Annotated in this window: 33 protein-coding genes and 4 pseudogenes; 17 read left to right on the top strand and 20 right to left on the bottom strand. The window is 24.7% G+C overall.

Annotated features, from left to right (window positions below; all coding sequences use genetic code 4):
* Positions 1-9: 9 nt before the first annotated feature.
* The 6 genes and pseudogenes from SKUN_RS10770 to def form a co-directional block, all read right to left on the bottom strand.
* Positions 10-210: a hypothetical protein gene (locus SKUN_RS10770; RefSeq protein ID WP_235511381.1), complete on the bottom strand. Its 201-nt coding sequence runs from the start codon at positions 208-210 to the stop codon at positions 10-12.
* Between the two features lie 71 nt (positions 211-281).
* A complete protein-coding gene (locus SKUN_RS10765) occupies positions 282-566 on the bottom strand; it encodes a hypothetical protein (protein ID WP_053391119.1) in 285 nt (94 codons plus the stop codon).
* A 141-nt stretch (positions 567-707) separates the two neighbouring features.
* A complete protein-coding gene (rnjA, locus tag SKUN_RS05055; RefSeq protein WP_053391118.1) occupies positions 708-2,468 on the bottom strand; it encodes a ribonuclease J1 in 1,761 nt (586 codons plus the stop codon).
* Positions 2,469-2,677: 209 nt separating this feature from the next.
* Positions 2,678-2,974: pseudogene (locus SKUN_RS10760) on the bottom strand (peptide deformylase).
* Positions 2,928-3,236: a hypothetical protein gene (locus SKUN_RS10755; protein ID WP_235510971.1), complete on the bottom strand. Its 309-nt coding sequence runs from the start codon at positions 3,234-3,236 to the stop codon at positions 2,928-2,930. Before SKUN_RS10755 ends, SKUN_RS10760 begins: the two are co-directional and overlap by 47 nt.
* Before the next feature lie 101 nt (positions 3,237-3,337).
* Positions 3,338-3,919, bottom strand: coding sequence for a peptide deformylase (gene def / locus SKUN_RS05045; RefSeq protein WP_053391117.1), 582 nt, complete (start codon positions 3,917-3,919; stop codon positions 3,338-3,340).
* Positions 3,920-4,014: 95 nt separating this feature from the next.
* Here def and rsmD point away from each other — a divergent pair.
* From rsmD to SKUN_RS05005, 10 genes and pseudogenes are all read left to right on the top strand, one after another.
* Positions 4,015-4,584 (top strand): annotated as a pseudogene (gene rsmD, locus SKUN_RS05040) (16S rRNA (guanine(966)-N(2))-methyltransferase RsmD); the annotation flags it as partial.
* A 1-nt stretch (position 4,585) separates the two neighbouring features.
* Positions 4,586-5,161 carry a guanylate kinase gene (gmk, locus tag SKUN_RS05035; protein ID WP_053391115.1) on the top strand — a complete coding sequence of 192 codons (576 nt, stop codon included), beginning with the start codon at positions 4,586-4,588 and terminating at the stop codon, positions 5,159-5,161.
* Between the two features lie 17 nt (positions 5,162-5,178).
* On the top strand, positions 5,179-6,450 hold the full coding sequence (gene rsmB / locus SKUN_RS05030; protein ID WP_053391114.1) for a 16S rRNA (cytosine(967)-C(5))-methyltransferase RsmB: 1,272 nt from the start codon (positions 5,179-5,181) through the stop codon (positions 6,448-6,450).
* Positions 6,451-6,503: 53 nt separating this feature from the next.
* Entirely contained in the window at positions 6,504-8,177 is a 1,674-nt protein-coding gene (argS, locus tag SKUN_RS05025) for an arginine--tRNA ligase (RefSeq protein WP_053391113.1), read from the top strand.
* A gap of 47 nt (positions 8,178-8,224) precedes the next feature.
* Positions 8,225-9,742, top strand: a complete 1,518-nt coding sequence (locus SKUN_RS05020) for an MFS transporter (RefSeq protein ID WP_083436108.1) — start codon at positions 8,225-8,227, stop codon at positions 9,740-9,742.
* A gap of 96 nt (positions 9,743-9,838) precedes the next feature.
* Positions 9,839-9,976, top strand: a complete 138-nt coding sequence (locus tag SKUN_RS10750) for a hypothetical protein (protein ID WP_235510970.1) — start codon at positions 9,839-9,841, stop codon at positions 9,974-9,976.
* An 18-nt stretch (positions 9,977-9,994) separates the two neighbouring features.
* Positions 9,995-10,180 carry a hypothetical protein gene (locus SKUN_RS10745; RefSeq protein ID WP_235510969.1) on the top strand — a complete coding sequence of 62 codons (186 nt, stop codon included), beginning with the start codon at positions 9,995-9,997 and terminating at the stop codon, positions 10,178-10,180.
* Positions 10,180-10,833: a type 1 periplasmic-binding domain-containing protein gene (locus SKUN_RS10740; protein ID WP_235510968.1), complete on the top strand. Its 654-nt coding sequence runs from the start codon at positions 10,180-10,182 to the stop codon at positions 10,831-10,833. The genes SKUN_RS10745 and SKUN_RS10740 overlap by 1 nt, the downstream gene beginning before the upstream one ends.
* Before the next feature lie 362 nt (positions 10,834-11,195).
* A complete protein-coding gene (locus tag SKUN_RS05010) occupies positions 11,196-11,456 on the top strand; it encodes a hypothetical protein (RefSeq protein WP_053391112.1) in 261 nt (86 codons plus the stop codon).
* A 94-nt stretch (positions 11,457-11,550) separates the two neighbouring features.
* Positions 11,551-13,236, top strand: a complete 1,686-nt coding sequence (locus tag SKUN_RS05005) for an MSC_0882 family membrane protein (RefSeq protein ID WP_235510967.1) — start codon at positions 11,551-11,553, stop codon at positions 13,234-13,236.
* A 380-nt stretch (positions 13,237-13,616) separates the two neighbouring features.
* Here the strand turns inward: SKUN_RS05005 and SKUN_RS05000 are convergent, their stop codons facing one another.
* The 9 genes and pseudogenes from SKUN_RS05000 to SKUN_RS11365 all read right to left on the bottom strand — a co-directional run bounded on the left by SKUN_RS05000 (position 13,617) and on the right by SKUN_RS11365 (position 17,427).
* A complete protein-coding gene (locus tag SKUN_RS05000; protein ID WP_053391110.1) occupies positions 13,617-13,943 on the bottom strand; it encodes a hypothetical protein in 327 nt (108 codons plus the stop codon).
* Positions 13,944-14,499: 556 nt separating this feature from the next.
* A complete protein-coding gene (locus SKUN_RS10735; RefSeq protein ID WP_235510966.1) occupies positions 14,500-14,682 on the bottom strand; it encodes a hypothetical protein in 183 nt (60 codons plus the stop codon).
* Between the two features lie 19 nt (positions 14,683-14,701).
* Positions 14,702-15,460, bottom strand: a pseudogene (locus SKUN_RS11795) (hypothetical protein); the annotation flags it as partial.
* Entirely contained in the window at positions 15,460-15,648 is a 189-nt protein-coding gene (locus SKUN_RS04990; protein WP_083436106.1) for a DUF2649 family protein, read from the bottom strand. The pseudogene SKUN_RS11795 and the gene SKUN_RS04990, both read right to left, overlap by 1 nt.
* 209 nt (positions 15,649-15,857) lie before the next feature.
* Positions 15,858-16,258 (bottom strand): annotated as a pseudogene (locus SKUN_RS04985) (DUF3627 domain-containing protein).
* On the bottom strand, positions 16,251-16,598 hold the full coding sequence (locus tag SKUN_RS04980; RefSeq protein WP_053391109.1) for a hypothetical protein: 348 nt from the start codon (positions 16,596-16,598) through the stop codon (positions 16,251-16,253). Before SKUN_RS04980 ends, SKUN_RS04985 begins: the two are co-directional and overlap by 8 nt.
* Before the next feature lie 244 nt (positions 16,599-16,842).
* The gene (locus SKUN_RS04975; protein ID WP_235510962.1) at positions 16,843-17,043 is read right to left on the bottom strand and encodes a hypothetical protein; all 201 of its coding nucleotides are present in this window, start codon (positions 17,041-17,043) and stop codon (positions 16,843-16,845) included.
* A gap of 35 nt (positions 17,044-17,078) precedes the next feature.
* Entirely contained in the window at positions 17,079-17,201 is a 123-nt protein-coding gene (locus tag SKUN_RS08460; protein WP_083436105.1) for a hypothetical protein, read from the bottom strand.
* A 103-nt stretch (positions 17,202-17,304) separates the two neighbouring features.
* The gene (locus tag SKUN_RS11365; protein WP_268794805.1) at positions 17,305-17,427 is read right to left on the bottom strand and encodes a hypothetical protein; all 123 of its coding nucleotides are present in this window, start codon (positions 17,425-17,427) and stop codon (positions 17,305-17,307) included.
* 398 nt (positions 17,428-17,825) lie between these two features.
* Here SKUN_RS11365 and SKUN_RS04970 point away from each other — a divergent pair, with 398 nt between their 5' ends.
* From SKUN_RS04970 to hemW, 3 genes are all read left to right on the top strand, one after another.
* Entirely contained in the window at positions 17,826-18,068 is a 243-nt protein-coding gene (locus SKUN_RS04970; protein WP_053391107.1) for a hypothetical protein, read from the top strand.
* Positions 18,068-18,397, top strand: coding sequence for a hypothetical protein (locus tag SKUN_RS04965; RefSeq protein ID WP_053391106.1), 330 nt, complete (start codon positions 18,068-18,070; stop codon positions 18,395-18,397). Before SKUN_RS04970 ends, SKUN_RS04965 begins: the two co-directional genes overlap by 1 nt.
* Before the next feature lie 198 nt (positions 18,398-18,595).
* On the top strand, positions 18,596-19,675 hold the full coding sequence (hemW, locus tag SKUN_RS04960; RefSeq protein WP_053391105.1) for a radical SAM family heme chaperone HemW: 1,080 nt from the start codon (positions 18,596-18,598) through the stop codon (positions 19,673-19,675).
* A 307-nt stretch (positions 19,676-19,982) separates the two neighbouring features.
* Here the strand turns inward: hemW and SKUN_RS04955 are convergent, their stop codons facing one another.
* Positions 19,983-20,213, bottom strand: coding sequence for a hypothetical protein (locus SKUN_RS04955; protein ID WP_053391104.1), 231 nt, complete (start codon positions 20,211-20,213; stop codon positions 19,983-19,985).
* A 586-nt stretch (positions 20,214-20,799) separates the two neighbouring features.
* Here SKUN_RS04955 and SKUN_RS11360 point away from each other — a divergent pair.
* From SKUN_RS11360 to SKUN_RS04950, 4 genes are all read left to right on the top strand, one after another.
* The gene (locus SKUN_RS11360; RefSeq protein ID WP_268794804.1) at positions 20,800-20,931 is read left to right on the top strand and encodes a hypothetical protein; all 132 of its coding nucleotides are present in this window, start codon (positions 20,800-20,802) and stop codon (positions 20,929-20,931) included.
* Positions 20,932-20,944: 13 nt separating this feature from the next.
* Positions 20,945-21,079, top strand: a complete 135-nt coding sequence (locus SKUN_RS11355) for a hypothetical protein (RefSeq protein WP_268794803.1) — start codon at positions 20,945-20,947, stop codon at positions 21,077-21,079.
* A 35-nt stretch (positions 21,080-21,114) separates the two neighbouring features.
* Positions 21,115-21,285, top strand: a complete 171-nt coding sequence (locus SKUN_RS09355) for a hypothetical protein (protein WP_158500789.1) — start codon at positions 21,115-21,117, stop codon at positions 21,283-21,285.
* A 204-nt stretch (positions 21,286-21,489) separates the two neighbouring features.
* Positions 21,490-22,020: a hypothetical protein gene (locus tag SKUN_RS04950; protein WP_053391103.1), complete on the top strand. Its 531-nt coding sequence runs from the start codon at positions 21,490-21,492 to the stop codon at positions 22,018-22,020.
* Between the two features lie 55 nt (positions 22,021-22,075).
* On the opposite strand, the gene SKUN_RS04945 is transcribed toward SKUN_RS04950, so the two are convergent.
* From SKUN_RS04945 to SKUN_RS04930, 4 genes are all read right to left on the bottom strand, one after another.
* Positions 22,076-22,903, bottom strand: a complete 828-nt coding sequence (locus tag SKUN_RS04945; protein ID WP_053391102.1) for an Mbov_0401 family ICE element transposase-like protein — start codon at positions 22,901-22,903, stop codon at positions 22,076-22,078.
* On the bottom strand, positions 22,875-23,228 hold the full coding sequence (locus SKUN_RS04940) for a hypothetical protein (protein WP_053391101.1): 354 nt from the start codon (positions 23,226-23,228) through the stop codon (positions 22,875-22,877). Before SKUN_RS04940 ends, SKUN_RS04945 begins: the two co-directional genes overlap by 29 nt.
* Before the next feature lie 391 nt (positions 23,229-23,619).
* Entirely contained in the window at positions 23,620-24,831 is a 1,212-nt protein-coding gene (locus tag SKUN_RS04935; RefSeq protein ID WP_053391100.1) for a restriction endonuclease subunit S, read from the bottom strand.
* Positions 24,824-26,326 (bottom strand): type I restriction-modification system subunit M, encoded by a 1,503-nt coding sequence (locus tag SKUN_RS04930; protein ID WP_053391099.1) that lies wholly within the window; start codon positions 26,324-26,326, stop codon positions 24,824-24,826. Before SKUN_RS04930 ends, SKUN_RS04935 begins: the two co-directional genes overlap by 8 nt.
* Positions 26,327-26,332: the final 6 nt, after the last annotated feature.

Genomic DNA, 26,332 nt, shown 5'->3' with positions numbered 1-26,332 from the left:
GTTAATTTATTATTTTGGATAATTTCTTGGTATTGTGTTGGTTTTGGTATAAATTATCTTTTTTTGGTTAATTCAATTAGCAAAATAACTTTCTGTTACTTCTTTATTTGTTGAAAATTGTATTCGAACTTTCTTTTTATCAACTCAACAATCTCAAATTTCAAAAAAATTAATTTCTTTTAAGTTATTAACATGGGTTCCACCACATAATTCAATTGTTGCAGTTGGAAATTAAACAACACGAACAATTGGATCATATTCAAAATTTGGATGACCAATTTTTAATTCTCTTGCTTGGTCAATTGGCATTTGATGTTCAATTTTAGAAATGCTATGAGAAATTTGACCCCCGCCAAGGGAAGGGCATAAAAAACAGTGTGATCAAAAGCAATAAATCCAATTTCATTTAATGTGATAACTGGATAACCATTTGCATCAAATAATGCTAAAACTGTTCCAATGTCAGTTTTTTTGTTATAACCAAGAAAAGTGGTAAGGGGAAGATTAACACTATTATTTTGTTTTTTCAAGGTATTTCATAATAATTCAATTTGTTCATTAGTCATAATATATTGGTTCCTCTCTTAATATTAAATTATATGTTATATTTGTAAATTGTAAATAAAGGAAAAGAAAAATTTATTAGGTGAATTAAAAATGATTTTCATAATATATTAAAAAATAAAAGAATATTTTTACATATTCTTTTATTTTTTATTTAAAATTACTGGAATAATCAATGGATTACGACGTTTATAACGGTAAATGAAAGGAGATAATGATTGCTTAATAGCATTTTTAAGAGCGCCAAAAGTTGGTTTTTGGGTTTTTAAAACTTCATTAACTGCTTCGGTTGCTAAACGAATTGATTCATTAATAATATTTCCAGATTCTTTAACATAGAAACTTCCTCTTGAAATAATGCGTGGTGGTGTTAGTAATTGATTATTTTGCGAATCAATTGAAATAACAACAGCAATTAACCCATCTTTTGATAAAATTTCACGGTCACGAACAACAGCGGTTGTTTGACCTGATAAATCTTTTCCATCAACATAAACAGCTTCAGCTTCAATTCTTTTACCAATTGCTGCTGTTCCATTTAATAGTTCAATTTGATCACCATTAGCACAAATAAAGACATTATCTTTTGGGACATTGACACTAATTGCTGTTTCACCATGTTGGCGAAGCATACGATAGTCACCATGCATGGGCATAAAGTATTTTGGCTTCAATAGGGTAAATAATAATTTTTGTTCTTCTTGTGAAGCATGACCAGACGTATGGATTTGATTTAAATGACTATTTTCTTGCACAATAGCACCAGCACGAACTAGTTTATTAATAACTCGTTCAACATCAGCTTGATTGCCGGGAATTGGTGATGATGAAAAAATAACAGTATCACCAGGAATAATAGAAATATGTTGATGTTGATTATTTGCAATTCGGGATAATGCTGCCATTGGTTCACCTTGGCTTCCAGTACAAATAATTAATATCTCATTATATTTATAGTTTTTAGCATCATTAGCTTTAATAAATGCCTTATCAGAAATTTTTAAATGTCCCATTTGACGAATAATTTTAATAATGCGATCTAAACTGCGACCAAACACTAAAATTTTTCGTCCATATTTATTTGCAATTTCAACAATATGTTGAATTCGATGAACATTTGAAGCAAAAGTTGAAATTAAAATTCGCCCCTTAGCTTTAATAAATAATTCACCAATATTTTTAATAATTTTTGTTTCAGTTTGAGTGTAACCCTCAACTTCAGCATTGGTACTATCAGCCATTAATAACATAACACCTTCTTGCCCCATATTTGCCATTCGTTCAATATCAGCACGATGTCCTAATGGTGTTCAGTCAAATTTATAATCACCAGTTGAAACAACTTTTCCGTTTGGAGTAACTATTGAAATTCCAAAGGCATCAGGAATACTATGGTTAACAGCAAAAAAATTAATTTTAAAGTTTTTTGTTTTAATAACACTCATATTATCAACTTCTTTAACAATTGTTGTTTGTTCCAATTTTGCTTCTTTTAGACGATCACGAATTAAAGCAGCTGCTAATCGTGGTGCATAAATAATTGGAATATTAACTTCCCGTAATAAATAGGGAATTCCACCAATATGATCTTCATGGCCGTGTGTAATAAATAATGCTTTTATTTTTCGTTGGTTTTCTTTTAAATAATTATAATTCGGAATAACAGCATCAACTCCAAGCATTGTTGAACTTGGAAATTTAACTCCTGCATCAAGCATAATTAACTCTTCATCATGCTCGATACAATATGTATTTTTTCCAACTTCTTCTAATCCACCTAAAGCAAACACTTTTGTTGGAATTTTATTTTTAACAACATTTTGGATTGGTTGTTTTGCTACTATATTAGTTGGTTTTGTAACTATTGTTTTGTTTTTACTTGTTTCTTTCTTTTCTTCATTCATTGAAATTATCACCTCATAATTCTAAAATTAACGCATAGTTTTTTCTTTATTAAATTGGATATTATTAAAAAGAAAAAAATTAATTTACTAGTATCCAATAAATTATAACATAAAGATTAGTAAGATTACCAAAAAAATTTTGTTTTAAAAAAGTTAAATATTATTTTTATACAATAATTCAATCACTAAATTTAATCACTTTTTTTCATTTAAGGTTCGTTTTTATTAATTAAATCATAATATAATTTACCTTCTAAATTTGCTTGTTCATGTTGAAAAACAATTGCTTCATAACTACAGGCAGTAATTGTTACTTGTTATTGTTTTGAATAATCATAACTTTCAACAATAATCTCAAAACTACGGGGAACAAAACCTTCTTTATCACCATTAACGCCTAAACAACCTTCGCCTTCTTCTATACAAGCTATTTGTTCACTTTTTCCGATAATTTTAGGATTAATCATTGCATGTTCAATTATTTTTTTTATCTCCTGTTTCGTCATCTGTCTCTTCAATTCGAATATAATACATTTTAAGATTATGTCAAATTTGAGGAGAGGCTAAACCAACAGCTGGTTTAATCTTATTGGCATTATTTTTTTTTGGGGGGGGAGTATGCGAATATCTTACAAAATCAATTAATTTTTGCATTACAAGTTTATTTTCGGGTGTTAAGGATACAGACACATCAATTAATGGTTGCTGAATTGATGGAGTGTCATCCAATACTAATCAGTCATGAGTTGGTACTTCATTTTGTAGCATTAAAAATAACCTCTGATGGGATTTTATCATAAGAATTAAAATAAGAAAATATAATTAGTATTTAAAACTAAATAAAAACTGGTATTACCAGTTTTTATTTTTTATAAAATAATTCAATCACTTTTTTTCATTCAAGGTTCGGTTTTATTAATTAAATCATAATATAATTTACCTTCTAAATGTGCTTGTTCATGTTGAAAAACAATTGCTTCATAACTACGGGCAGTAATTGTTATTTGTTGTTGTTTTAAATAATCATAACCTTTAATAATAATTCGAAAACTACGAGGGACAAAACCTTCTTTATCACCATTAACGCTTAAACAACCTTCGCCTTCTTTTATACAAGCTATTTGTTCACTTTTTCCAATAATTTTAGGATTAATCATTGCATGTTCAATTATTTTTTTATCTCCTGTTTCTTTATCTGTCTCTTCAATTCTAATATAATACATTTTAATATTATGTCCAATTTGAGGAGCAGCTAAACCAACAGCTGGTATAATTGTATGACCACTATTTTTTTGCGGATCTTGGGAATATCTTACAAAATCAATTAATTTTTGCATTACAAGTTCATTTTCAGGTGCTAATGTTAAAGAGACATCAATTGATGGTTGTCGAATTGACGGTGTATTATCAAATACTAGTCAGTCTTTAGTTGGTATTTCATTTTGAAACACTAAAAATCACCTCTTAAAAAATTATAACATATTTAGCAATTATTAAAGAAAATTCTAAAGTTTTAGTATAATAAAAAAAAGAAAAGAAAAGGGTTAAGAAGATGCGCGTAATTAGTGGAAAATATAAGGGTTATCAAATTAAAACATTAGATGGAATAAATACCCGGCCAATGACGGCACGTGTTAAAGAAGATACATTTAATATTTTAGATAATTATTTTATTTATGAAAATAAAATTGGATTAGATATTTTTGCTGGAAGTGGTCAATTAGGAATTGAAGGGTTATCACGTGGGTTACAACAATGTTATTTTAATGATTCACACCAAGGTGCCTCCAAAATTATTGAAACTAATTTAAATAACTTAAAAATAAATAATGCAAAAGTATTAAATTATGATTATAAAGTTTTATTAAATTGAATGATACAACATAAAGTATTAATTGATATTTTATTTTTAGACCCACCTTTTAAGCAAATTGATTATTATTATGATATTATTACTATAATATTGAATAACAATATTATTAATAACTATGGAATAATAGTTTGTGAATCAAATCAAATGTTGTCATTTGATCAATTTAATTTAGTTATGTTACGTTGTAAAACATATAAAAAAAAGTATTTATATATATTAAGATTAGAAAAAGGAGAACGTTAGTGTGCAGAAAGAGGGCTTTTTAATTATTTTTTCTGGCCCATCAGGAGTCGGGAAAGGGACAATATGCCAAGAACTTTTTAAATATGAGGAGTTGAATTTGGCTTATTCAATTTCAATGACAACAAGAACAAAAAGGCAGGATGAAGTTGAAGGGGTAAATTATTTTTTTGTTGACCGACTAACATTTGAAGCTGCAATTAAAAATAATGAATTATTAGAATATGCTGAATTTGTCGATAATTATTATGGTACGCCAAAATCATATTGTATTGAACAAATTAATAATGGAAAAAATGTTTTATTAGAAATTGAAGTACAAGGTGCAACACAAGTGTTACAGAAAGTAAGTGATGCAGTTTCAATTTTTTTAATTCCACCAAGTTTAGAGGAATTAGAAAAACGAATTCGAGGCCGAAAAAGTGAACCCGAAGAAGTATTACAAGCACGATTAGCAAAAGCGGCTGATGAACTTCCATTGCAAAGTAATTATAATTATGTTGTGGTAAATAACACTGTAGAACAAGCAGTTGCAGAAATTAAAACAATTTTAGAACAAGAAATTGTTAATCGTTCGTAAGTTTAAAGGATTAAAAAATGCAAGCAAGAGAAATAGCATGAAATATCTTATGAAAAATTTTTGCAAAAAACAAGTTTAGTAATCATTTATTATCAAATATTGTAGAACAAAATGATGATTTTACTGACCAAGATAAAACTTTAATTTATCGAATTGTTTATGGTACTTTAAAAAATAAATTGTATTTAGAATATATTGCTAATCAATTTATTGAATCCAAAAAAACTAATCAAAAATTACAAGTTTTATTATGAATGAGTATTTATCAATTTCGTTTTTTAGATCGTATCCCTAATTATGCAATTGTTAATGAAGCTGTTAATATTAGTAAAAATCTAAATCCAAAGTATGCTGGTTTTATTAATGCTACGTTAAAAAAGATTTTTGTTAGTAAAGATGATATTTTTGAAATTAATATTGCTGATGAAACAAAAAAATTAAGTATTAAATATAGCTTTCCATCATCATTATATTTAATTCTTCGTAATGAATATAGTGAAGATATTGCTCAGCAAGTAATGGTTGATAGTTTAACAATTCCAAAACTTTCATTTCGCATTAATACCCTAAAAATTAGTCGAGATGAATTATTAGCTCAATATTCAAATTATAATTTAACAAAAAGTTTAGTATCTTCTGTAGGTGTCATTGCCGATAAACCAGTTGTTAATTCAGAAATGTTTAAAAAAGGTTTAATTTTTATTCAAGATGAAATGAGTATGCGCATTGCAGAAGTATTAAATCCGCAAGAAACTGATCGCGTGTTAGATATGTGCAGTGCACCGGGTGGTAAAACAACACATTTAAGTCAAATCATGAACAACAAAGGGATTATTGATGCATATGATATTAGTGAAAAGAAGATTAACTTAATTAAAATGAATGCTAGTTGATTAGGAATTACGAATATTTATCCACATTTATTAGATGCTAGAAAAATTAATCCTGAAATTCAATATGATAAAATTCTTTGTGATGCCCCCTGCAGTGGTTTAGGGGTAATTAAACGAAAACCAGAAATTAAATATCATACTTTTACTAATCAAGAATTAGCAAATTTAGTTGAGATTCAAGAACAATTATTAGATAAAGCTTATCAATTGTTAAAACCAGGTGGAATTTTGGTTTATTCTACTTGTACTTTTTGTGGATATGAAAATACTGTTCAAATCCGCAATTTTTTAGTAAAACATCCGGATTTAAAAATTATTGCAACAGAACAAATTTTTGGTTATGAAAATAATACTGATGGATTTTATTATTGTAAAATTAGAAAAAAAGATAAGTAATTATAAAAACTATGTAAAATATATATAAATAAAAGAAGAAAGGAACTACAATTATGAATACGAATGTTAAATTAATTGAAAATCTGTTAGAAGAGTACTTAAAGGCAAATAATTTAACAACACCAGTGATGGTTGAAAAACCACGTCAAGAAGGATTTGGTCATTTATCAACCAATTTGGCTTTGTTACTAGCAAAAAAATTAAAAAAGGCACCAAATAAAATTGCTGAAGAAGTTATTGCTTTTATTGAAAAAAATAATAAATCATATTTTAAAAAAATTGAAATTGCTGGTGTGGGATTTATTAATTTTACCTTAGCTGATGATCAGTTATATCAAGTTATTAATGAGGTTTTAAAACGAGAAGAAAAATATGGATATTCAGCTCCAAAGAATTTTACTTATAATTTAGAAATTGTTTCAGCTAATCCAACGGGATTTTTACATATTGGTCATGCTCGGAATGGTGCCATTGCTGATAGTGTTGCTCGCATTTTGCGAGCAGCTGGTTATCATGTTCAAACTGAATATTATGTTAATGATGCTGGTAATCAAATAAATATTTTAGCAGTGACCGTTTTTGTTAGTTATTTAAATTTATTGGGTAAAAAAACCGAATTACCTTCTGATGCATATCGTGGTGATATGTATGTTGATGTTGCACAATATTTTGTTGACAATTATCAAGATAAATTTATTAATTTAACTTTTGATAAGGATTATAAAATTATTGATCCAAAGGTACATGAAATTTTTCGTAAAAAATCAGTTGATTTATTTTTAGATATTATTAAAAAGCAATTAAAATTATTTCGAGTTGATATTAAATATTATTCTTCTGAAGCTGCAATGTACGAGGGAGGAAAAATTGATGCAACATTAGCCAAATATGCCAAATTGGGAAAAACTTATGAACAAGATGGTGCACTATGATTAAAAACAACCGACTTTGGTGATGATAAAGATCGTGTTCTAGTTAAATCAAATGGTCATTTAACTTATATTACTCCTGATTTAGCATCACATAATGAACGTTTAATGCGAAGCAAAGCAGATAAATTGGTTAATTTTTGAGGTGGTGATCATCACGGTTATATTGTAAGAATGTTAGCGGGGTTACAGTTATTAGGGTATAAAAAAGACATTTTAGATATTGATATGATTCAAATGGTACGTTTAATTAAAGACGGTGATGAATATAAAATGAGTAAACGAAAAGGGACAGCAGTTTGATTAATTGACTTAATTGAAGAAATTGGAGTTGACCCGATTCGTTATATGTTAGCTTCAAAAAGTGCTCAAAGTCATATGGACTTAGATATTGGTATTTTAAAAGAGCATTCTTCAAAAAACCCTGTTTATTATGCACAATATGCAACAGCGCGTTGTAATAGCGTGCTAAAACAAGCCAAAATAAGCAAAATTAATATTACGGATGTTAAAACCTTTGAATTATTAACGTCACAAAAAGAATTAGACCTTTTAAATGAAATTGATTTATTTAATCGTTGCATTGAAGGAGCAGCAAAATTACGTCAACCACATCTTGTCTGTGATTATGTGCAAAATATTGCGTGGCAATTCCATTCATATTATAATGAATCAAAAGTTATTAATTTAGATAACTTAGAATTAACAAAACAGCGTTTAGTATTTATTAAAGTAATTTATCAAGTTTTATCAAATGCCTTTAATTTATTAGGGGTTAATGTTATTGAACAAATGTAATTATTTAGGTTATGTTATAATTTATAAAACAGAAAGAGGGTGCAGGTGTGTTACAAAATAATTGAGATGTTTTTTTATTTAATCCATTAATGTTATTATTGTTATTTGTTCTTTACATATTAATTTTAATAAAAAACATTAAAATTAAACATACTAGTCAGAAGGCATTCTTTATTCAAACGTTTTTATATTGATTTGCATTATCATCAATTATTGGTGATAATTTTGATTTCCGCGATTTATTCTTTGCCGCATCAATTAATAATATGGAGGGAATTGCCATTATTGTAGCAATTTCCCTTTCTCTTTATGCTTTTTTAGCGATGATTCCTTATATATTTTTACATAAGGTTTTTTTTCGTATTGGTTGACATTTTTTTCAATATACAATGTTTGGAATATCAATGCTTGGAATTTTTATTTTAATTATTTATCCTTCTGCACCAACATTAATTATCGCGGCATTTTTTCTTGGTTTTGGAATTATTACAAAAGCTAGTTATTTTTTATCATATAATAATGAAGAATATGGTTGTAAGTTTTTTCCATTTAAAACAATTAGTTTAGTAGCACCATTAATGACATTTGCGCTTATTTTTGGTAGTGAGTTTAATAATATTGTTATTACAGTAGGAAGTAATTTAACTAATCAGTTGCAAATAGGAATTATTGGAATTGGTGCAATAATTGCTATTGCGGGTGCAACAATTTTATATGCTTTATTTTCACATAAAGAATTTACATCAACATCATTTACGATTGAACAGCAAAAAATGTTTGAACCATTTAAATGGGGAAAAGTATTAATTATCTTTTTTATGGTAATTTTAATTATTATTTTAAAAGAAGTGTCTCAATCAAATATTTATCTTTGATTGTTAGGCCAACGCACATGAGAAAAATACCATGATGTTTGAAAAGTCAACCAATTTGTGCGTTTAAATGAGCAATTATTCCTAATTCCACAATTTTTTGGTGCTTATTTAGCTTGTCATTTACTGTATAATAAAATTGGTGTTAAATATTGCTTTGGGTTAGGGTTATTACTATGATTTATTTTCTTTAGTATTACTGCATTTAATCATTCGTCAGAAGCTTACTTAGCATTGCAAGTTATTAATGGATTAGCTTTTGCTATGTGTTTTAATATTTTGTTTGCAATGACGTGTGAATGAAAATATCGTTCACCAACAAATAAACCGATTGTAGCACAATTTCAATTATTATGATTTGGATTAGAATTAATTATTAAATTTGTTGATGATGTGATGCGTGATAAAAAGGTTGGTATATTTAAAGAATATGTTTATGGTCAACAATATATTCCCCGTGATAATTTTGCGATTCAAATTGATAATATTACAACAATTATTTCAACAATTTGTGCCATAATTGTTTTACTTTTATTGTTAATATTTTATTATACTTCAGACCTAATTTTAGCTGAATATCGTAATCATTTACGTTTATTAGTTCCGAAAGTTAATCTATTATTACGCGAAAATTTTATTAGTAGTGTTAAATCAAATATTAATTCTGAAACAAATAACAAGAAAAAAACTTAAATAAAATAATTGTTGTTTTTAATAAAAGAATATTTTTAGTATTTTTTAAATTATGGTTAAAGGAGATTATAATGAAAAAAAATAATTAAGATTTTAATGGCACTACAAATTAGCACTACTTCTGTTATTTTTTTAACATTTTGTGTTAAAAAATACCAATATATGTATGATATTTGGGTAATTACTATTGGTGGGTCAATTAATGATAAATCTTATATTCAATCAGCGTGATAAGGAACAATCAAATATATCGTGTCACAATTTACCCAAGTTTCATCAATGATACAATGACAAGAAAGTCCATTGCGAGATAACTATTTTGAACCAAATGGTATTACACCGGGTGAATTTAAAGCAGCTTATATTACAGCTAGTATTGCTGGGGCAAAGACACTAATTTTACTTATGCCAATACCATTGGTTGAGCAGAAAACTTAGTGGATAATGTTATTTTTATTGATAGTAGTGGTCAGAATGTTCATAAAAATATGGACCGATATGGTCTGTTAGCTGATAATATTGTCGTAATTTTATTTAAAAAAGAAATTACTGGTTTTTTAGCGGGTTTTGTTACAGCAATATGACTTAATTTGCATCAAACAGAATTTCAACAACAGTTAAATATTGTAACTTATGGAGGAATGGATAATCCAGTTGGTGTTTCAAATTATTTATGAGGATTTTTATTATCAGCGGATGTGTTTAATGAAATTATTAAGAACGATGTTAGATATCCTAATTTACATAAATTAATGACAGATATTTTAGCAATAATTAAAAACATAAACCCCAAAATTAATAATTTATTACCAATAAGAAAAGTTCAAGAAGTATTAAATGACAATGAGTCATGGTTTTCACAATCATTTAATCAAGGAGAAGGAAAAGTGATTTCTGATTATTTAATTACTAAAAAAGCAAATATTATTTTTCCTGTTGTAGGACCACAAACCCAAGATACAATTGACCGAATTAAATATAATAAAACGAAAATAAAAGTTGTTGGAATTTATACAGCACAATCTCAAATATATGGTGATGAATATATAGAAGCTTTATCTAAATATCTATTCAACAACTTGTATTTATAATAATGTAACTAAACAATGAGATAATAAGCAACTTGATTCTTGTTGAATTAATAATGACCAATCTTCAAAAACAAATTTAAATTGATTAGAAATTGAAAAAACAAAATGGATTGATGATAGTATTATTAATTATATTAATAACGATGCAAAGATTACTAAATTAACAACAACAATTGGAATGATTTATGATCAAATTAAACAAGAGCACTTTACTTATCATTAAAATTAACTTATCAAACACAAAATGAAGTAAAAACTAAATTATTAGAGACATTAGAAAAGGGTTTAGGATAAAAATAATATATTTTTTGCATAAATTTTAAAAAGTATAGTATAATACTTATAGATAGTGTGGTGTTTATATGGAGGGCTTCTTGACAACAAGCATAACAATCTTAGATTTAGATATTCCAGTAATCGGGTTAATTGGTTTTCTACTAGGATTTGCAGCGCTATTATTATTTGTTTATTTTATTATTACTTTTTCTTTATTTCGAAGTAAAAAAAGCAGTAGTAATTGAACAAATATTGTAAAATTAAAACAAGAAACTAGTTTTAAGGAAAACATTGAGTATTTTGAACAAGAAATTATGCTAGCTAAAAAAATGGGTGATAAAAACTAGCAGTTTCTTTTTTAATACAATGTTAATACAATGTTATTCACATTTAGGGCAGGTGAAACAAAGCATGGGTTTTTTTAATAAGGTTAAATCGTTTATGGTGAAAGATAAACAACACGAGCAACCACCAATGCAATCAGCAAATCGTTTTGGTGATAATTTTAATCCTGAATTAAGAAACCAAAATAATGTTGATTTTAATAAAAATCAACTCTATCCAACAAATGGAATGCCTAAAAATCATCTTTCGTCAAATCAATACTTTCGTCCAAATGAAGTATATAAAAAAAACCAATTAAATAATATGGAAATGTTATATCAAAATAATAATACAATTCGTCCAGCACGAATGAACTTAAGTAACCAATATAATTATTATGCTAATAATAATGACCGCCAGTATCCTGAAGAAGACCGTGAGGTAATGAATGTAAATGCCTCACAAATGTCACCTGGTTATGTTGAACCATATTATAATCATGATGCGGCGCAAAATTATTCGCGTCTAGTTCATCAACAAATTTTGCCACGCAGAATTCAGCAGCATGTAACAAGTTCTAATTATGATCAATATTGGTCAGGACAACAAAATCAAGGGCGATATTACAATGCTGAATTTATGGGATATCAGAACTACCGTGATGGTTATGTTAACGATGATAATATGCATGCAAATCAATATAGTCCTCCTTATCAATCACGTGTTGCATCACCGTATCATCAATCACAAGTTAATGAACAATTTAATCTTTCAGAATTAGCTTATGATAGCAAAGGTGCCTATCGTGGTGCAAATTCAGCACAATATTTTGATAATAATCAAATGATGACAAATTCAATGCCAGCGCCACCATCGTATTATCAAAAAGGTCATTTTACTCCATCAGCGCAATTTGACCCACCAGCTTTAACAAACAGTAGGGAAAATAATCGTTATGCTTATCAACCACAGTTATCAGAAAAACAACGTTGTCGTCGTTTTAATAAGGAATATGCTAACCGTTTAATTCCTTTAGAAATTGCTCGTGAGATTCGTTCGGAAAAAGTTCGTACCTTAATTATGATTATTATTGGTTTTCTTGGCACAATGCTGACAAGTTTATTTATTGCATTATATTTTATTTCTCATCAACAAGAATTAGAAACAATTATGGGAATTAAAGCGAAATATATTCCTCATCCATTTTTGACAATTACTTTTTTGTTAATTTCTCTAGGATTATTGTTTGCTGGTATTTTTGATTTATCACGAGTTCGAATTGAAACAAATAGTTATCTTTTTAATTTAATACGGGGTAATCATACTATTCCGCATTTCTTAATTGATAATTATAAAAAAATGATTATTCGTAGTATTGTTTTAAATTGATTAGCATTTCCGACTTATTTCTTTGGTGGAATTATTTTAGGAATTTTATATGGTTTTCAACAACATTCAGGTGAAGAGTTTCGGTTTGGTTTTTGAAGTTGAGGCATTGTTGATGATTTAACAGCAGCCATTACAATTACAATTATTATTTTAATTGTAACATTAGGTGTTCATATTGCTAATATTGTTTTAACAAAAAAAAGAAAAGCAAATATTATTGGTTATTATGGATATGAAATTGTTCATCCAGAAGAATTAGCAGCTTTAAAGAAAAAAACAAATCGTATTTGTTTAGTAATTTTTATTATTTTCTTAATTATTTTAACACTAGTAATTTCAATTCCATGATTAATTGCTCGTCGTCGTAAACGAAACTGTGATGCATTACTTGGTCGTTGGTTTAACCGAAATTAAATATTGTTTTAAAAATAATTGATAATGTTTTTCTTAACCAAAAGATAAATAATAATTGTTATTGTTTATTATTAAATTATAATGTTAGGATAAACATTTTTTATATGAAAATAGCATTACATTTTAATAATATGATTTCTTAATCTCTTTTATTTGCAAGATAGAATTTATCTTGCAAATAATTTGTTAAGGGTATAAATGTGCTTTTTTATTCAATATTATAATAAATAATAAGTAGTTATCAAAATTAATATTATACAAAGTAAATAAAATATTATGCTCATATAAAAAAACGGCATTGTATCAACATAATAATTTGAATAGCGATCTCGTAAACTTTGATTCAAATTAGCAAACTCTACTTTAAAACCAGTAAGCAACTATGTTAAAAAACAATATTTACTAATTCTTTCATCCGTCAATGTCAAACCATCATTCTCTTTTTTTAACTCATCAACTAACTCTGCAACAAATGGTATTTCATCAGTATAATCATTAATATCAATTGTTGCCTTTGTATCTCAGCACGCTGCAAAAGTTTGATTTACTTCCTCTTTTATATCATTTAAAATACCAAGATCTTGATTATGATCTAATTCATCTTTATCATCACGTTCATGCTTTCCTCGCGCGGTACAACTAGTCACCCCAAACACATTACCACTGCCTAATACAAAAGCAATAAAAATGGTTAATAACCGTTTCATCAATATGCCACCTTCTTCCAATTAACATCGGGAGGTTATTAAAAGATACTTCACAAGAGGTATTTGGAATTACAGTGCAAGTTAATATTGATTATGAAGTGATATTTAAAGGATTGTGTGTTATACCACAGACATTTTAAAGATTACAAGAAAATAACAAAATAATAAAAATATTTATTTATAATTATAAAAATATCATAAAATAAATAAATAAAAAATATAAAATTAAACAAACTAAAAATTAGTTTAAATACAAAAACTTAATAATTTAAAATTATTTAATTAAACTATTCAAAAAGTTAAATGGTGTATGAAAATTTAAAGACTTATGCACTCTTTCAAAATTATAAAAATAATAATAATCATTTAATTTATTCTGTAAACTAACTGCATTTAACTTATTGTTTTACTGCGGAGAACGAACCGGTGTTGTTTGATGGAAAACATTTTTATCTGCTAAAAATTAAGTAAAATTAGTTTTTTTAACACTAATTTTTTAATTATTCCGATAATTATTAATAAATTCAGAACTGTTATCAGTTCTAATTCGTGTTATTTAAACACCAAATATATTTTTAAAATCACTAATTGATTTTTTAACAGCGGCAATAGCATTATCAATACTTAATTTATTATAAACATATCCTAATGCTAATCTTGTTTTTTCATCAATAAAATCATAAACATAATACTTTTTATTAACTGAAAATTTACTTGGTACAAAATATTTAGCGTCCATCTGTATAATAAACCTATTTCTTTAACTTTGTATCTTGTGCTGTTCGTTCTACTGATTTTGTTTTTCAAATTTCATAATCGGTAATATCTTGGAAAATACCAATTCGCATAATAAAGAAACGGTTAAAAAAATTAAAACCTTTCTTAATAACTGGTTTTTTCAATGAAATTGGAATAATAATGCCACTTGCTAACTGGCGAATATTATTTTAAATCATACCCTCACGCTGAGCAGTAAACAACGCAGGATTACCGAAATGTCTTGCTAAAACAATTCACGGTATTTTACCACTATGAACTTTTTTCTCATCATGAGGACTAGTTCCATCAATATACAAATAACTTTCACCAAATAAAATAACACTATCATCGGGTGGGACTGGTTTTGTTCGATCGGTAAAATCTAAATTTTTAAATGTTAAAACTTTAACTTTATCATCTTCTAACGGATAATTACTATAAATTTCATATGTGAATAATTTCATAACTTGCGATAAATAAGTTAAAAGTAATGTTTTACCGGTCCCTAACTTTCCAATAATAACTGATAACGGATTATGTCAAATAAACTGAACTAAACGAAAAGGATTTAACTGATAAAAAATATTTTTTCACAATTATCACACAAAATAAACACATTATAAAGCAAATAATATTCAAAATACTAAACCAACACAATACCAAGAAATTATCCAAAATAATAAATTAACCAAACTAAACAAAAGCATTGAACCACTAATATAACAATAGTTTTTAAAGAAAAATATAAACTTTTTCATTATTTAAAATACCCAACTATCTTAAAAACCATTCACATTAAAAACCAAGTAAAAAACCAAATCACAATTAAAATACCAACCATTAAAGTTAAATATTCATTTTGTGTTAAATTCCACATTGTAATACTTTCAACATTTGTTTTATCTATAAACAAAAATATATGAATAAAAAACTCTTTTAATTTAATTCATTCATTTTACATTTTTAAAAACTCCACATTTTTTGAATAAGTTTAAAAAACATTCCAAAAAACAAAACAATAAATAACACAAACGATATAACATATAAAAACTCAGGGGCATTTGCACCAATAATATAACTAACAAATTGAAATAAATAATCATATAAACTTATTTAATTTAAACTTTCTAAATCATTAATTAATTCTTGCACTTTTTAAATACTTAAATTTGTAAAATTATTATTGTTATTATTTGCTTTTACTTTTTTAGGTTCACTTGAAAATAACGCTTATTTCATTTTAGTAAAATAATATTGTTTATATTGATTATATAAATTGATTAAGGCTGTTCCAATTAAATATTTTCAAATATTTCTCTTTAAATTTTCATCATACTTTATAATAGGGGATAAGAATTATCATAAATCAAACCGATTGCTACTTGCTCTGAATGTTTTTCACTCGGATAAATAAACTTATTACTCAACCAAAAACCAATATGGCGATTATGATTGGGTAAATTAATAAAACTTGCTTTATCTGTTGTAAAAGGGATAAATTCCTTACTAATAAAATAATTTTCTATATTCTGATTTTTCTTAACAAAATTACTCAATTTTATCAACTCCTTCAATTTGTCAATATTGATTTAATTTTCCTTTTTCAACATAAAATTCTACCTTAATTTCAAAAATATATTTTATATACATAATAATTGCAAAAATAATACCCATAAAAACAATTACAGACACATAAATATATAATAATTGCAAGTACAAATAGTGTGAAAAATCTTTATCATTTCAACTCAATATTAACAAATAAATAAAAAAACTTAAAAAAGCAGAGCCAACTAAAACAACTAAAAAAGTAACTGAACTTAATAAAAAAATATCTTTAATAAAATCTCTCTTTAATTTTTTATATTCCTTAGTTGTTTTAAATTTAATATCCATAATATAATCTCCTAACTAAATATTTGTTTAATAAACATTGTTAAATAAATAAAATAATAAAAATTGGCACACTGAAAATAACTATTAAGAACTTTAATATTAAATATAATAAGTTTATTTTTCTATTTAATAAATTCATTTTTTACATCAAATCACATATAAAAACTAGTGTGCCACAGTTAAAATATATGATAAATAATAAATACTAAAATCCTTTAACCATAACACAAAAAAGTTTAATACTTTAATAATCAAAAAAAATTGCAAACAAAATTAAAATAATTCACGCATTGCCTAAAAAAACCATTATCTCAGGTAAAATATTTGTTATACCTTCTTTAACTTTTCATAATGCACTAGTTAATCCAGTTCAAATACCATTCATACCCTCAGACATAGTTTTAGGTGTATTTGCTAAAAAATTAACTGCTGTTGTTAAATACATACCTAATATTATTTTTTATCCTCACTTCTTTCAATTTATTTTTTTTCTTTTTTCTTTCGTTCAATTTGACGAATTTTTTGATAAATTAATAAACCAATTCAATAAAAAATCCCTAATATAATAACAACACTAAATATTGTCGTTAATCAAGTTGGCATAATATATCTTCTCTATAAAAATATCGTGTTACGCTCTGCGTGTTCGCTACGCTCAAAATAAACAATATTAAATAAATTACCGCTAATAAATTACGCGGATAATTTATTCATTTTCTTTTACATTATTAATTACTATTTTATTTACAGTATTATTAATAATAATAATAATATCTTTTGCATATTTAATTACTAATGACCGCAAAATAAAATATTGCTTTGTTTGCATAATTTCAAATTCTTAATTAAAAATATTAAAAAAAATTTACTTTCCAAAACTGTAAAAACCAAAAATACAAAATGTGTGTGGTTTCTATACTAGTAGTTATAACTAATGATTTAGATGTTTTAAGTAAGCTTCAGGATAATATTGAGGAGTATTTTACTATGTTTGTTAATAAAGTTTTAAAAGATTAAAAATTTCAAATTAGAGTGAGAAAATATAGTTATGAATGACATCCCAGCAGGATAATTTGTTCCATTGTTATGGAGACTTTAAAGAATAAAAAATATTTTATTTTTTGATAGTAATTTATCCGATTATAGAAATACTTTTTTATGAATTTAAATTCTATCTCCTTTAAAAAGGATTCTGTTTTAGCATGAGCCGGCAAGGGATATGACTCAATGAAATTAACACAAGAAAATTTGTTAAATTTTTATAAAGAAACATATATTCTAAAAAAAGTAACTGAGTACGAAGATTCTTATGTTGAAATTAAAATTAGAAGTATGATAGTAGAAAAATTTATACTTGAAGGTTCACCATTTAAACATTTGCGGACTTCCATAAATCTAGAACAAGAAGTTAAAGTTTTATTAGAAAAAATGTCTTTGATTTTCAGCTTAAGCAATTTGCAAATATTGTAATGAATTTTTGACATTATTTTAAATTAGAAGCATATTATGAGAATCATCGTTTGGTTTTTAAGGTGAACCAAGCGACTTTTGATAAGGTACTTGAAGTTGCTAGTGTTTTAGAACAAAAGTCAGAAGGAACTTATATTACTTCAATTTTTATACCTATTATTAATTTTTTTAACAGTAAAACAAATTCAAATCTAAAAGTATTATCGATTAATAATCCTAGTGATTCTGAAAATACAATTAATCTAATTAATAAAACTGAAAAATCTTTTACTGTAAAATTATTAACAAAAATTGCAAATATAAATATGCTAAAAATAGCATATTATTAATGAATGACTTTGACTATTGTTTTTTTTATTTTTCCAAGCAAGGAAGAAATGATTATTAATAATGGTGGCAAATAATTGAATTTGAGGTTGATTAATTTTAAATGAAATCTTTTAATTTAAAAATTAAAAAGCATATAATTGTTGCACTTTAAATTATAAATCTATATTATTAAAATATAAAAGAAGTGAGGATTAACAATGATTGAACATTTATATGTGCATATTCCTTTTTGTGACCATATTTGTTTTTATTGTGATTTTTTTAAAATTAAAAAATCACGCCCAATAATGATTGAAGAATATTTAACTTCATTAGCACATGAGATTGCTCAACCCCACCCTGATTTTGCTTTAAAAACAATTTATTTGGGAGGAGGAACACCAAATAGTTTAGATAATAATCAATTAGAACAACTATTACAACTATTACAAAAAGTTGTGCAAAACCCAATAATTGAATATACAATTGAGTTAAATCCAGAAAAAATTACAAAAAGTCAATTACAACTTTTAAAGAAATATCAGATTAACCGTCTTTCAATTGGTGTTGAAACTTTTAACGATCAGTTATTAAAAAAAGTTAATCGTTATCATAATAGTGCTGCTGTTGTTAATAGTTATTACTTAGCTCGTCAAGAAGGTTTTGATAATATTTCGTTTGACTTAATTTATAATTTATTTGATCAAACACAAGATGATATTGAGGGAGATTTGTTAATGATTCAAAAATTACAACCTGATCATATTAGTTGATATTCATTAATTTTAAAAGAAAATTCATATTGGGGTAAAACAAAAATTAAATTACCAGAGTATGATATTGCATTTGATGAAATTATTAATACTGCATTAACTAAAATAGGTTATGAAAGATACGAAATTTCAAATTATACTAATAATAACAAAAAATCACAACATAATTTAGCGTATTGAACTAATAAGTCTTTTTGACTGCTTGGTCCTAGTGCAGCTGGTTTTATTAATAATGATGGTTACTATTTATTAGAGAATTCGCGAAAATATGCTAACTGAACACAAACTAAAACAGAATTGTCGGTAAAGGATTATTATTTTCAAATTTTAATGATGGGATTACGTGTTTTAAATGGCATTGATTTAACAAAGGTTAGAGATGCAAAAGCAGCAGTAGATTACTATCAAAATAAAATTGATGTAGAAATACAAAAAAATAATTTAGTTTTTGATAATAATCATTTACGTTGTACAAGCCAAGGTTTAAATATTTTAAATGATATTTTAGTTAATATTATGGATTAAGACTTATGATATAATGTAACTAAATAAGAATTGTGAATAATTATAATTGATAATTAAGAAAATATAAGATATTAAAACTATAAGAAAGGAAGAAAATTATGGAAATTAATGTTGATAAATTACTAACAGAATACTTTGATGAAGATTTTCAAAAAAATTCAGGATATTATTCGAATTCCTTCAGTTTGTAGTGAAGCAAAACCAGTAGAACCATTTGGTGAAGAAACAAAAAAGTTTTAAAATATGTCATTAAGTTAGGAACAGAATTGGGTTTCAAAACATATCAAGATTCAGAAAATCGTTATGTTTATGTTGAATATGGTTCTGGTTCATAAATTTTTGCGATTTTAGGATATTTAGATGTTGTTTCTCCAGGTGATGGTTGTTGATTATTTAAGTTTAATTCTTGTTCCAATTGTTTTTCTTGTAGTGAATATTTATAATTAAATGCTCGTTGTCAATATAATTTAGCACCATCAGGTGATTTCATCATAAAATTAATTATTTCACTTTCAATTCTATTAACTTGTTTTTTCAAGCAAAGGAACTATCTTTTTGCTCGCATAAGTATCATATCTTCACTTGCGAGAAAGATTGAATTCATTGGTTAAATCATTAAAAGTATATGGTTTATTAGGTGATTTATTTTGCCAAAATTCATCTATTTTACGATAAAATGTTCGTAAACTTGCTGTTTTTGGATTAAATTGTAGAATAAAGGATGAAGTATGACAAAAAACCGACCATTATTGGGTTGGTTTTTTTATTTGAAAATTAACTCTAAAAATTAAATAATTGGCTCTTTTAGGGAAGGTTCCCCAACAAGGCATTTCCGCCGGCATGAAACCATTAGAGCTGTTAACTTGTTTTTTTGCGATTTTGTAAATTAATGACTTTGATTAAGATAGACGCGTAGTGGTTCTTTCATAACTATTAATTGCAAGGATAAAAATAAAATCGTGTGAGTAGAGGTTAAATAACTTTTAAGAACTGGGCAAGGATTTCTTAATTAATCTACTAGTGGGGACTTGATGAGGAGGTACTTAATACTACAAGTAACTACAAAATGTAGAACATTGTAGTACTTTGTAGTTAATTGTAAAAAGGAGAATTTAAAAATAATTATGAAAAAGAAAATATGTTTTAAAAAAAGATATTGGGGTTATTGCTTTACATGTAATAAAGAAAATAAATATATTCTTACACACGATGAAATTACTGACGAACATTGAGTATTAAATACTAGAAAAAATTAGGGGGAATTAAATTATGGAAAAAAGATACTTATTAATATCAAAAAGTTTATATACTGGAATAGATACTGAATTATTTTATACCTTTGAAGAAGCAAAGGTTACTGCTAAAAATAAATGTTTTAGAGAAAAAACTATTATTGATTTATAAGATGAAACTATTGAATGGCAAGGAGAATAAATAATATGAAAGAAATTAGAAATTTACAATTATCAGAATTTCAAAAAGAAATTATTAATAAATTAGATGATGAATACTGTTATGAAACTAGTGTCGGTTATGAAGATAGTATTACAATTTTTAATAAAGAACAGGAATTCTTAATAAGAATAAATAAAACAGATGACATAATGTAGAAATTGGCTTTAACGGTAAAATATCAAAAATATTGCCTTATGAAACCGAACAATTTTTATTAATAAATATTCCAGTAGTTCATTAAGTAACACAACATTCCCAAAGATTTTTTAAAGAAATTTGACAAAAGAAAAATAATCAAATATAGTTAAATTATGTATATTAAATACATATAAATAAAAAAAGAAAGAAATAATATATTTATGAATATAAAAAAATTATTAAGTTTAATCGGAACAACAGCTATAACAACAAGTGGGGTATTACCTTTAATGGCAATGAATTCAAATAATTCTTCTAATAGAAGTTCTGAAAGTGTAAGTACAAGAGGAGTAAATAAAATTTTAAAAGATACATTGATGACTACTATTATTACTGGAAATTGTAAACCTAAAACTACTTATAATATTGAACCGTGAGTTCTTTATTTATCAGATAATTCTATGCAACAAATAAATAATATTTATTTACAAGAAGAAAATTTAAATGTTAATATTAGAAATATAATTAATTTTATAATTTCTAAATTAGTAGAAAATAATGAAGAAACTAATGAGTTTATTTCTTTATTAAGAAAAAATAACGAACAATTTTATAATTTATTTTTTGAAGGACTTAATATTTTACTTTTAAATGAATATGAATCTTTATTTATAAATAATAATAGAAACGGTTTATTTTTTTTAATAGAAAATAATGGTAATATAAAGAGTTTTCATTCTCAAACAGAATAAAATTTTTTAGTTAAAACAATAAAATTATTTGTTGTTTTTTATTTGATAAATATTTTTAATCTTCATTTTTAAAATAATAATTATATTCTTTTTCATTTTTTTTGTTTAATTTATTAATATAAAACTCAATTAAATTAACACCTTTTTCTTTCGCCATTTTTATTGCAATCATATTTTTAAAAACTTTTTCACTATATGATTTAGCACCATATCCTTTTAATCATTTTACATTATGCGAAATTTGTGGTTCAGTACAAGACCCCATATATCAATCCTCTTTATAAACTTTAATACACTCAGAATTATTTTTTATATATTTAATGAAATCTTTGATTTTATCTTTTTTATCTTTTAAGAATGGATATTCTTTAATATTTTTTCTTGTAATTAATTTTTTTAAATATTTTATTGATTCATCAGGATTGCCATTTTTAAATAATTTATTTATATCTCAATAAAATTGTTTTCTTATTTTTTCATTATCGGTTAAATTTTTAGTAAGTTTTCTTCTTCGATAAGGAAATATTGTTTTTAATTCTTTCATTAAATGAAATTGATCTAAAATAAAAATTGCACCAATTTCATTAGCAAATTTTTGGCTTCATTTTGCTCCATCACCTGCTAGCGTTAACTTACAATTTTCAATATTAAAATTTTGATTTAAAAAATGTAAAAATTCTTTTTTATATTTTTTAATAAGATAGTATTTATTTTTTACTGATTTTATAACAATAAAAATTTTTTTATCTTTTAGAACATTTTTACTTTTAGTGCTTTTTATTTCATAATATCCAGTATGAAAATATGCTGTTCTAAACATATTTTTTTCTATTTTTTTATATTTTGTTAAATTATTAAAAGAATCGTCAACTCCAGCATACAAATATGGTGTTTGGACAATTATTTTTTCAGTCTTTTTTTAATTGTTCTTTAAATAATTTAGCAAAATCAATTTCCTTATTAATATTTGTGATTGTCATCTTAGATATATTTAATTTTGGGTACATATCCATAATATCTCTTTGTCTTTTAGCACTATCCATTAATTTTCAAAATTCTATTTTAACACTTAAAATAATTGTTTGATTATTTTTTAAACCATTTTTTTTATTTAATAAAGTTGTTGTTTTAAATTTTTTTTCTTTTTTATCATAATAATGAAATCTGGATGATTTAATTATAATATTGCCAAAGGGAGTTTTTATCATTTTATTCTTTTTCCCTCACAAAATATAACCATTTTTGCCATTACGGTTTTGCTCTCTTAATTTTTGATCAAGGTTTTCATATTTTTATTTCATTTTTTGTTTTTCTATTAAATTAACATCGATATTTACTTATTCAACAAAGTTTATATCTTTTATAAAACTATTTAAAAACATATAAATTTACTCCTTTTAAGTGTTAATAACTTAATTAATGAAATTATATAATAATTTTAAATATATGTCATCAATGGTTTCTTTTAATTTTATAGAAAATAATTGATAATTAATGGCATTAAATACTTTTATCATTATCAAAATATAAACACTTACAAAAACCACAAAATTATGTAAAAGTTTTATTTTTATATAAAAATCAGATAAAAACCATAAATTAAATAAACATATTATTTAAGTAATATTGTTTTTGTTTTTCTAATAAACTTAATTGTTCTTTAACTAACTCAATTTTTTTATCAATAATAGTAAAAAATTGTCCAATTAAATTTTGTTCATTTTTTAATTTTGAATTATAAAAATTAATATTCCCCATAATATTATTCATTAACTTTGGATTACCATTTTTATTTATATGTTTTTTTGCTTCTAAACTAATTGAAATAGCAAATGAATAATTATTATAATGATCTTTTTTACCAATTAAAACTCCACAAACATTAGATGCATAAAAGTTTTCATTCACAAATCTAATAGTACCAGCATTAGCACCATCGGTTGTTCAAATAATTTTATTTTTTTCAAAAAGATAACTATTAGTTCAACCCATTATTCCATTATTTGATGTTTGAGATGAATATACAGGAAAAAAATTAGCTTCTTTATTTTTTAAAAGTATTTCTTTGCTTATAACACATCCTCTTTTTAATTTATAAATTTCATTAATTTTATATTTTTTTCATTCATCATTAAACCCTTTAAATCTAATTTTGGGATAACTTTTTTCATTTGCAAATATATTATTTAAGTAATATTGTTTTTGTTTTTCTAATAAACTTAATTTTTCTTTGATTAATTCAATTTTTCTATCAATAATAGTAAAAAAATCAGCAATTTTATTTTGTTGGATAATATTAGGAATTTTAACTTGTAAATTTAATAATAATTTTTTTGATAAATTATATCTAGTAAAACCATTAGCCATTTTAATAATTTTTTCCCTATATTGAATTGATAAAAGTAAAAAAAGTAAAAAAATAGAATTTATGGCTCTTATATTAATTATTCTAAAACCAGAACAAAAACTATTTAAGTAAACATTGTCAGTATCTGAATCAAAAATAGAACAAAGTCCTACTTCATTATAAGTTTCTGAAGTCATTGTAAATAAAATATCATCTTTAATTAAACGATTTTGTTTTTCATTGTTATTAATATTTACATATTTTAAAGAATCAATTTTTATAAATCTATTATTATAAATATTTGTATATGTAACATAGTAAAAATTAGAATTATTTATTTCAAAATCTGCTTTTGTTTTCTTATAAAGCCCACGAAAAAAAAATCCAATATCATTAAGCTTATATTTTTTTCATTCATCATTAAATCTTTTAAATCTAATTTTTGGTACCAGAGATTTATTCATTATTAATCACCAAATCTTTTAACATTAAATTAAATTCTTCATCTAATTTTTGAATTTCTTTTTTATTATTAATTAATTTATTTTGTAATTCTTTAATATTAATAATTTCTTTTTCTTTTGTATTATCAATATAACGATCAATATTTAAGTTATAATCATTTTCTTTAATTATTTCTATATCAATTAAATTAGAAAATTTATCAATAGTTTTTCTTTTATTAAAAATATTAATAATTTTAATAATATTTTCATCGGTTAAAGCATTTTTATTTCCTTGCTTTTTAAATTCTTTCGAAGCATCAATAAAAAAAATTGAATTATCAATTTTACATTTTTTAATCACAATAATACAAGTTGGAATTGATGTACCATAAAACATATTAGCTGGTAAACTAATAATAGTATCAATTCAATTTTTTTTAACCATATATTTTCTAATAATTAATTCAGCATTGCCCCTAAACAAAATGCCATGAGGAATAACAACTGCCATTACGCCATTATCAGATAATTTATAAATCATATTTTGAATAAAAGCAAAATCAGCTTTTGTTTTTGGTGCTAATTTTCCATATGCACTAAATCTTTCATCACTTAAAAATTTTTGATTTGCCGATCAATGAGTACTATATGACGGATTTGCAACAATTATTTCAAATTGTTGTCTTTTAAATCCATCATCTTCTAATGTGTCACCATTATAAATATCAAATTTATTATACTTTAAACCATGCAACATCATATTCATTCTTGCTATATTATATGAATTTTTTTTTAATTCTTGACCATATAAATAACCAATTTTTAATTCTTTATATACTCTTAATAATAATGAACCTGAACCACATGTTGGATCATAAACAGTTTTAATTTCTGCTTTTTTTTGACTAACTAATTTAGCTAATAATTTAGAAACAGGTTGTGGTGTATAAAATTCACCTGCTTCTTTTACTGATTCAGAAGCAAACTTACTAATTAAATATTCATAGGCATCACCTAAAATATCAATTTCCGACTCATTAATTTCAAAATTAATTTCATTAATTTTTAACATTACTTTAGCAATTATTTTACTTTTTTCTGTTTCTGTTTTTCCCAATTTACTATAATCTAAATCAACAGAATCAAATAAATTTTCGAATTCTTTTTCTGACAAATGACCAGTTTTTGGTAAATTTTTAAATGCTTTTCTTAATAAGAAGATATCAAATTTTCCAATATTAATTTTATTAATTATTTCTTGTCATAAATATTCTGGTTCAATATAATATACAGCACTATCATTATCATATAAAACTTCTAAAAAATAATTGCGATATTTTTCATTAGTTAAAGCGGTTTGATAATCAATTCCTTCTATTTTTAAATCTTTTTCTATTATATATTGTACATTATATTCGGATGGTTCCATTGTCCCTAGTAGAGTATTAGAAATATCTCATAATTTAGAAAATAATTGTTGTTGTTGTAAATTTTGTTTTTCATGTGTTGTCATAATATT

It is taken from the genome of Spiroplasma kunkelii CR2-3x (assembly GCF_001274875.1).
GTDB lineage: Bacteria > Bacillota_I > Bacilli_A > Mycoplasmatales > Mycoplasmataceae > Spiroplasma > Spiroplasma kunkelii.
This window is presented reverse-complemented; position numbering and strand designations above follow the sequence as displayed.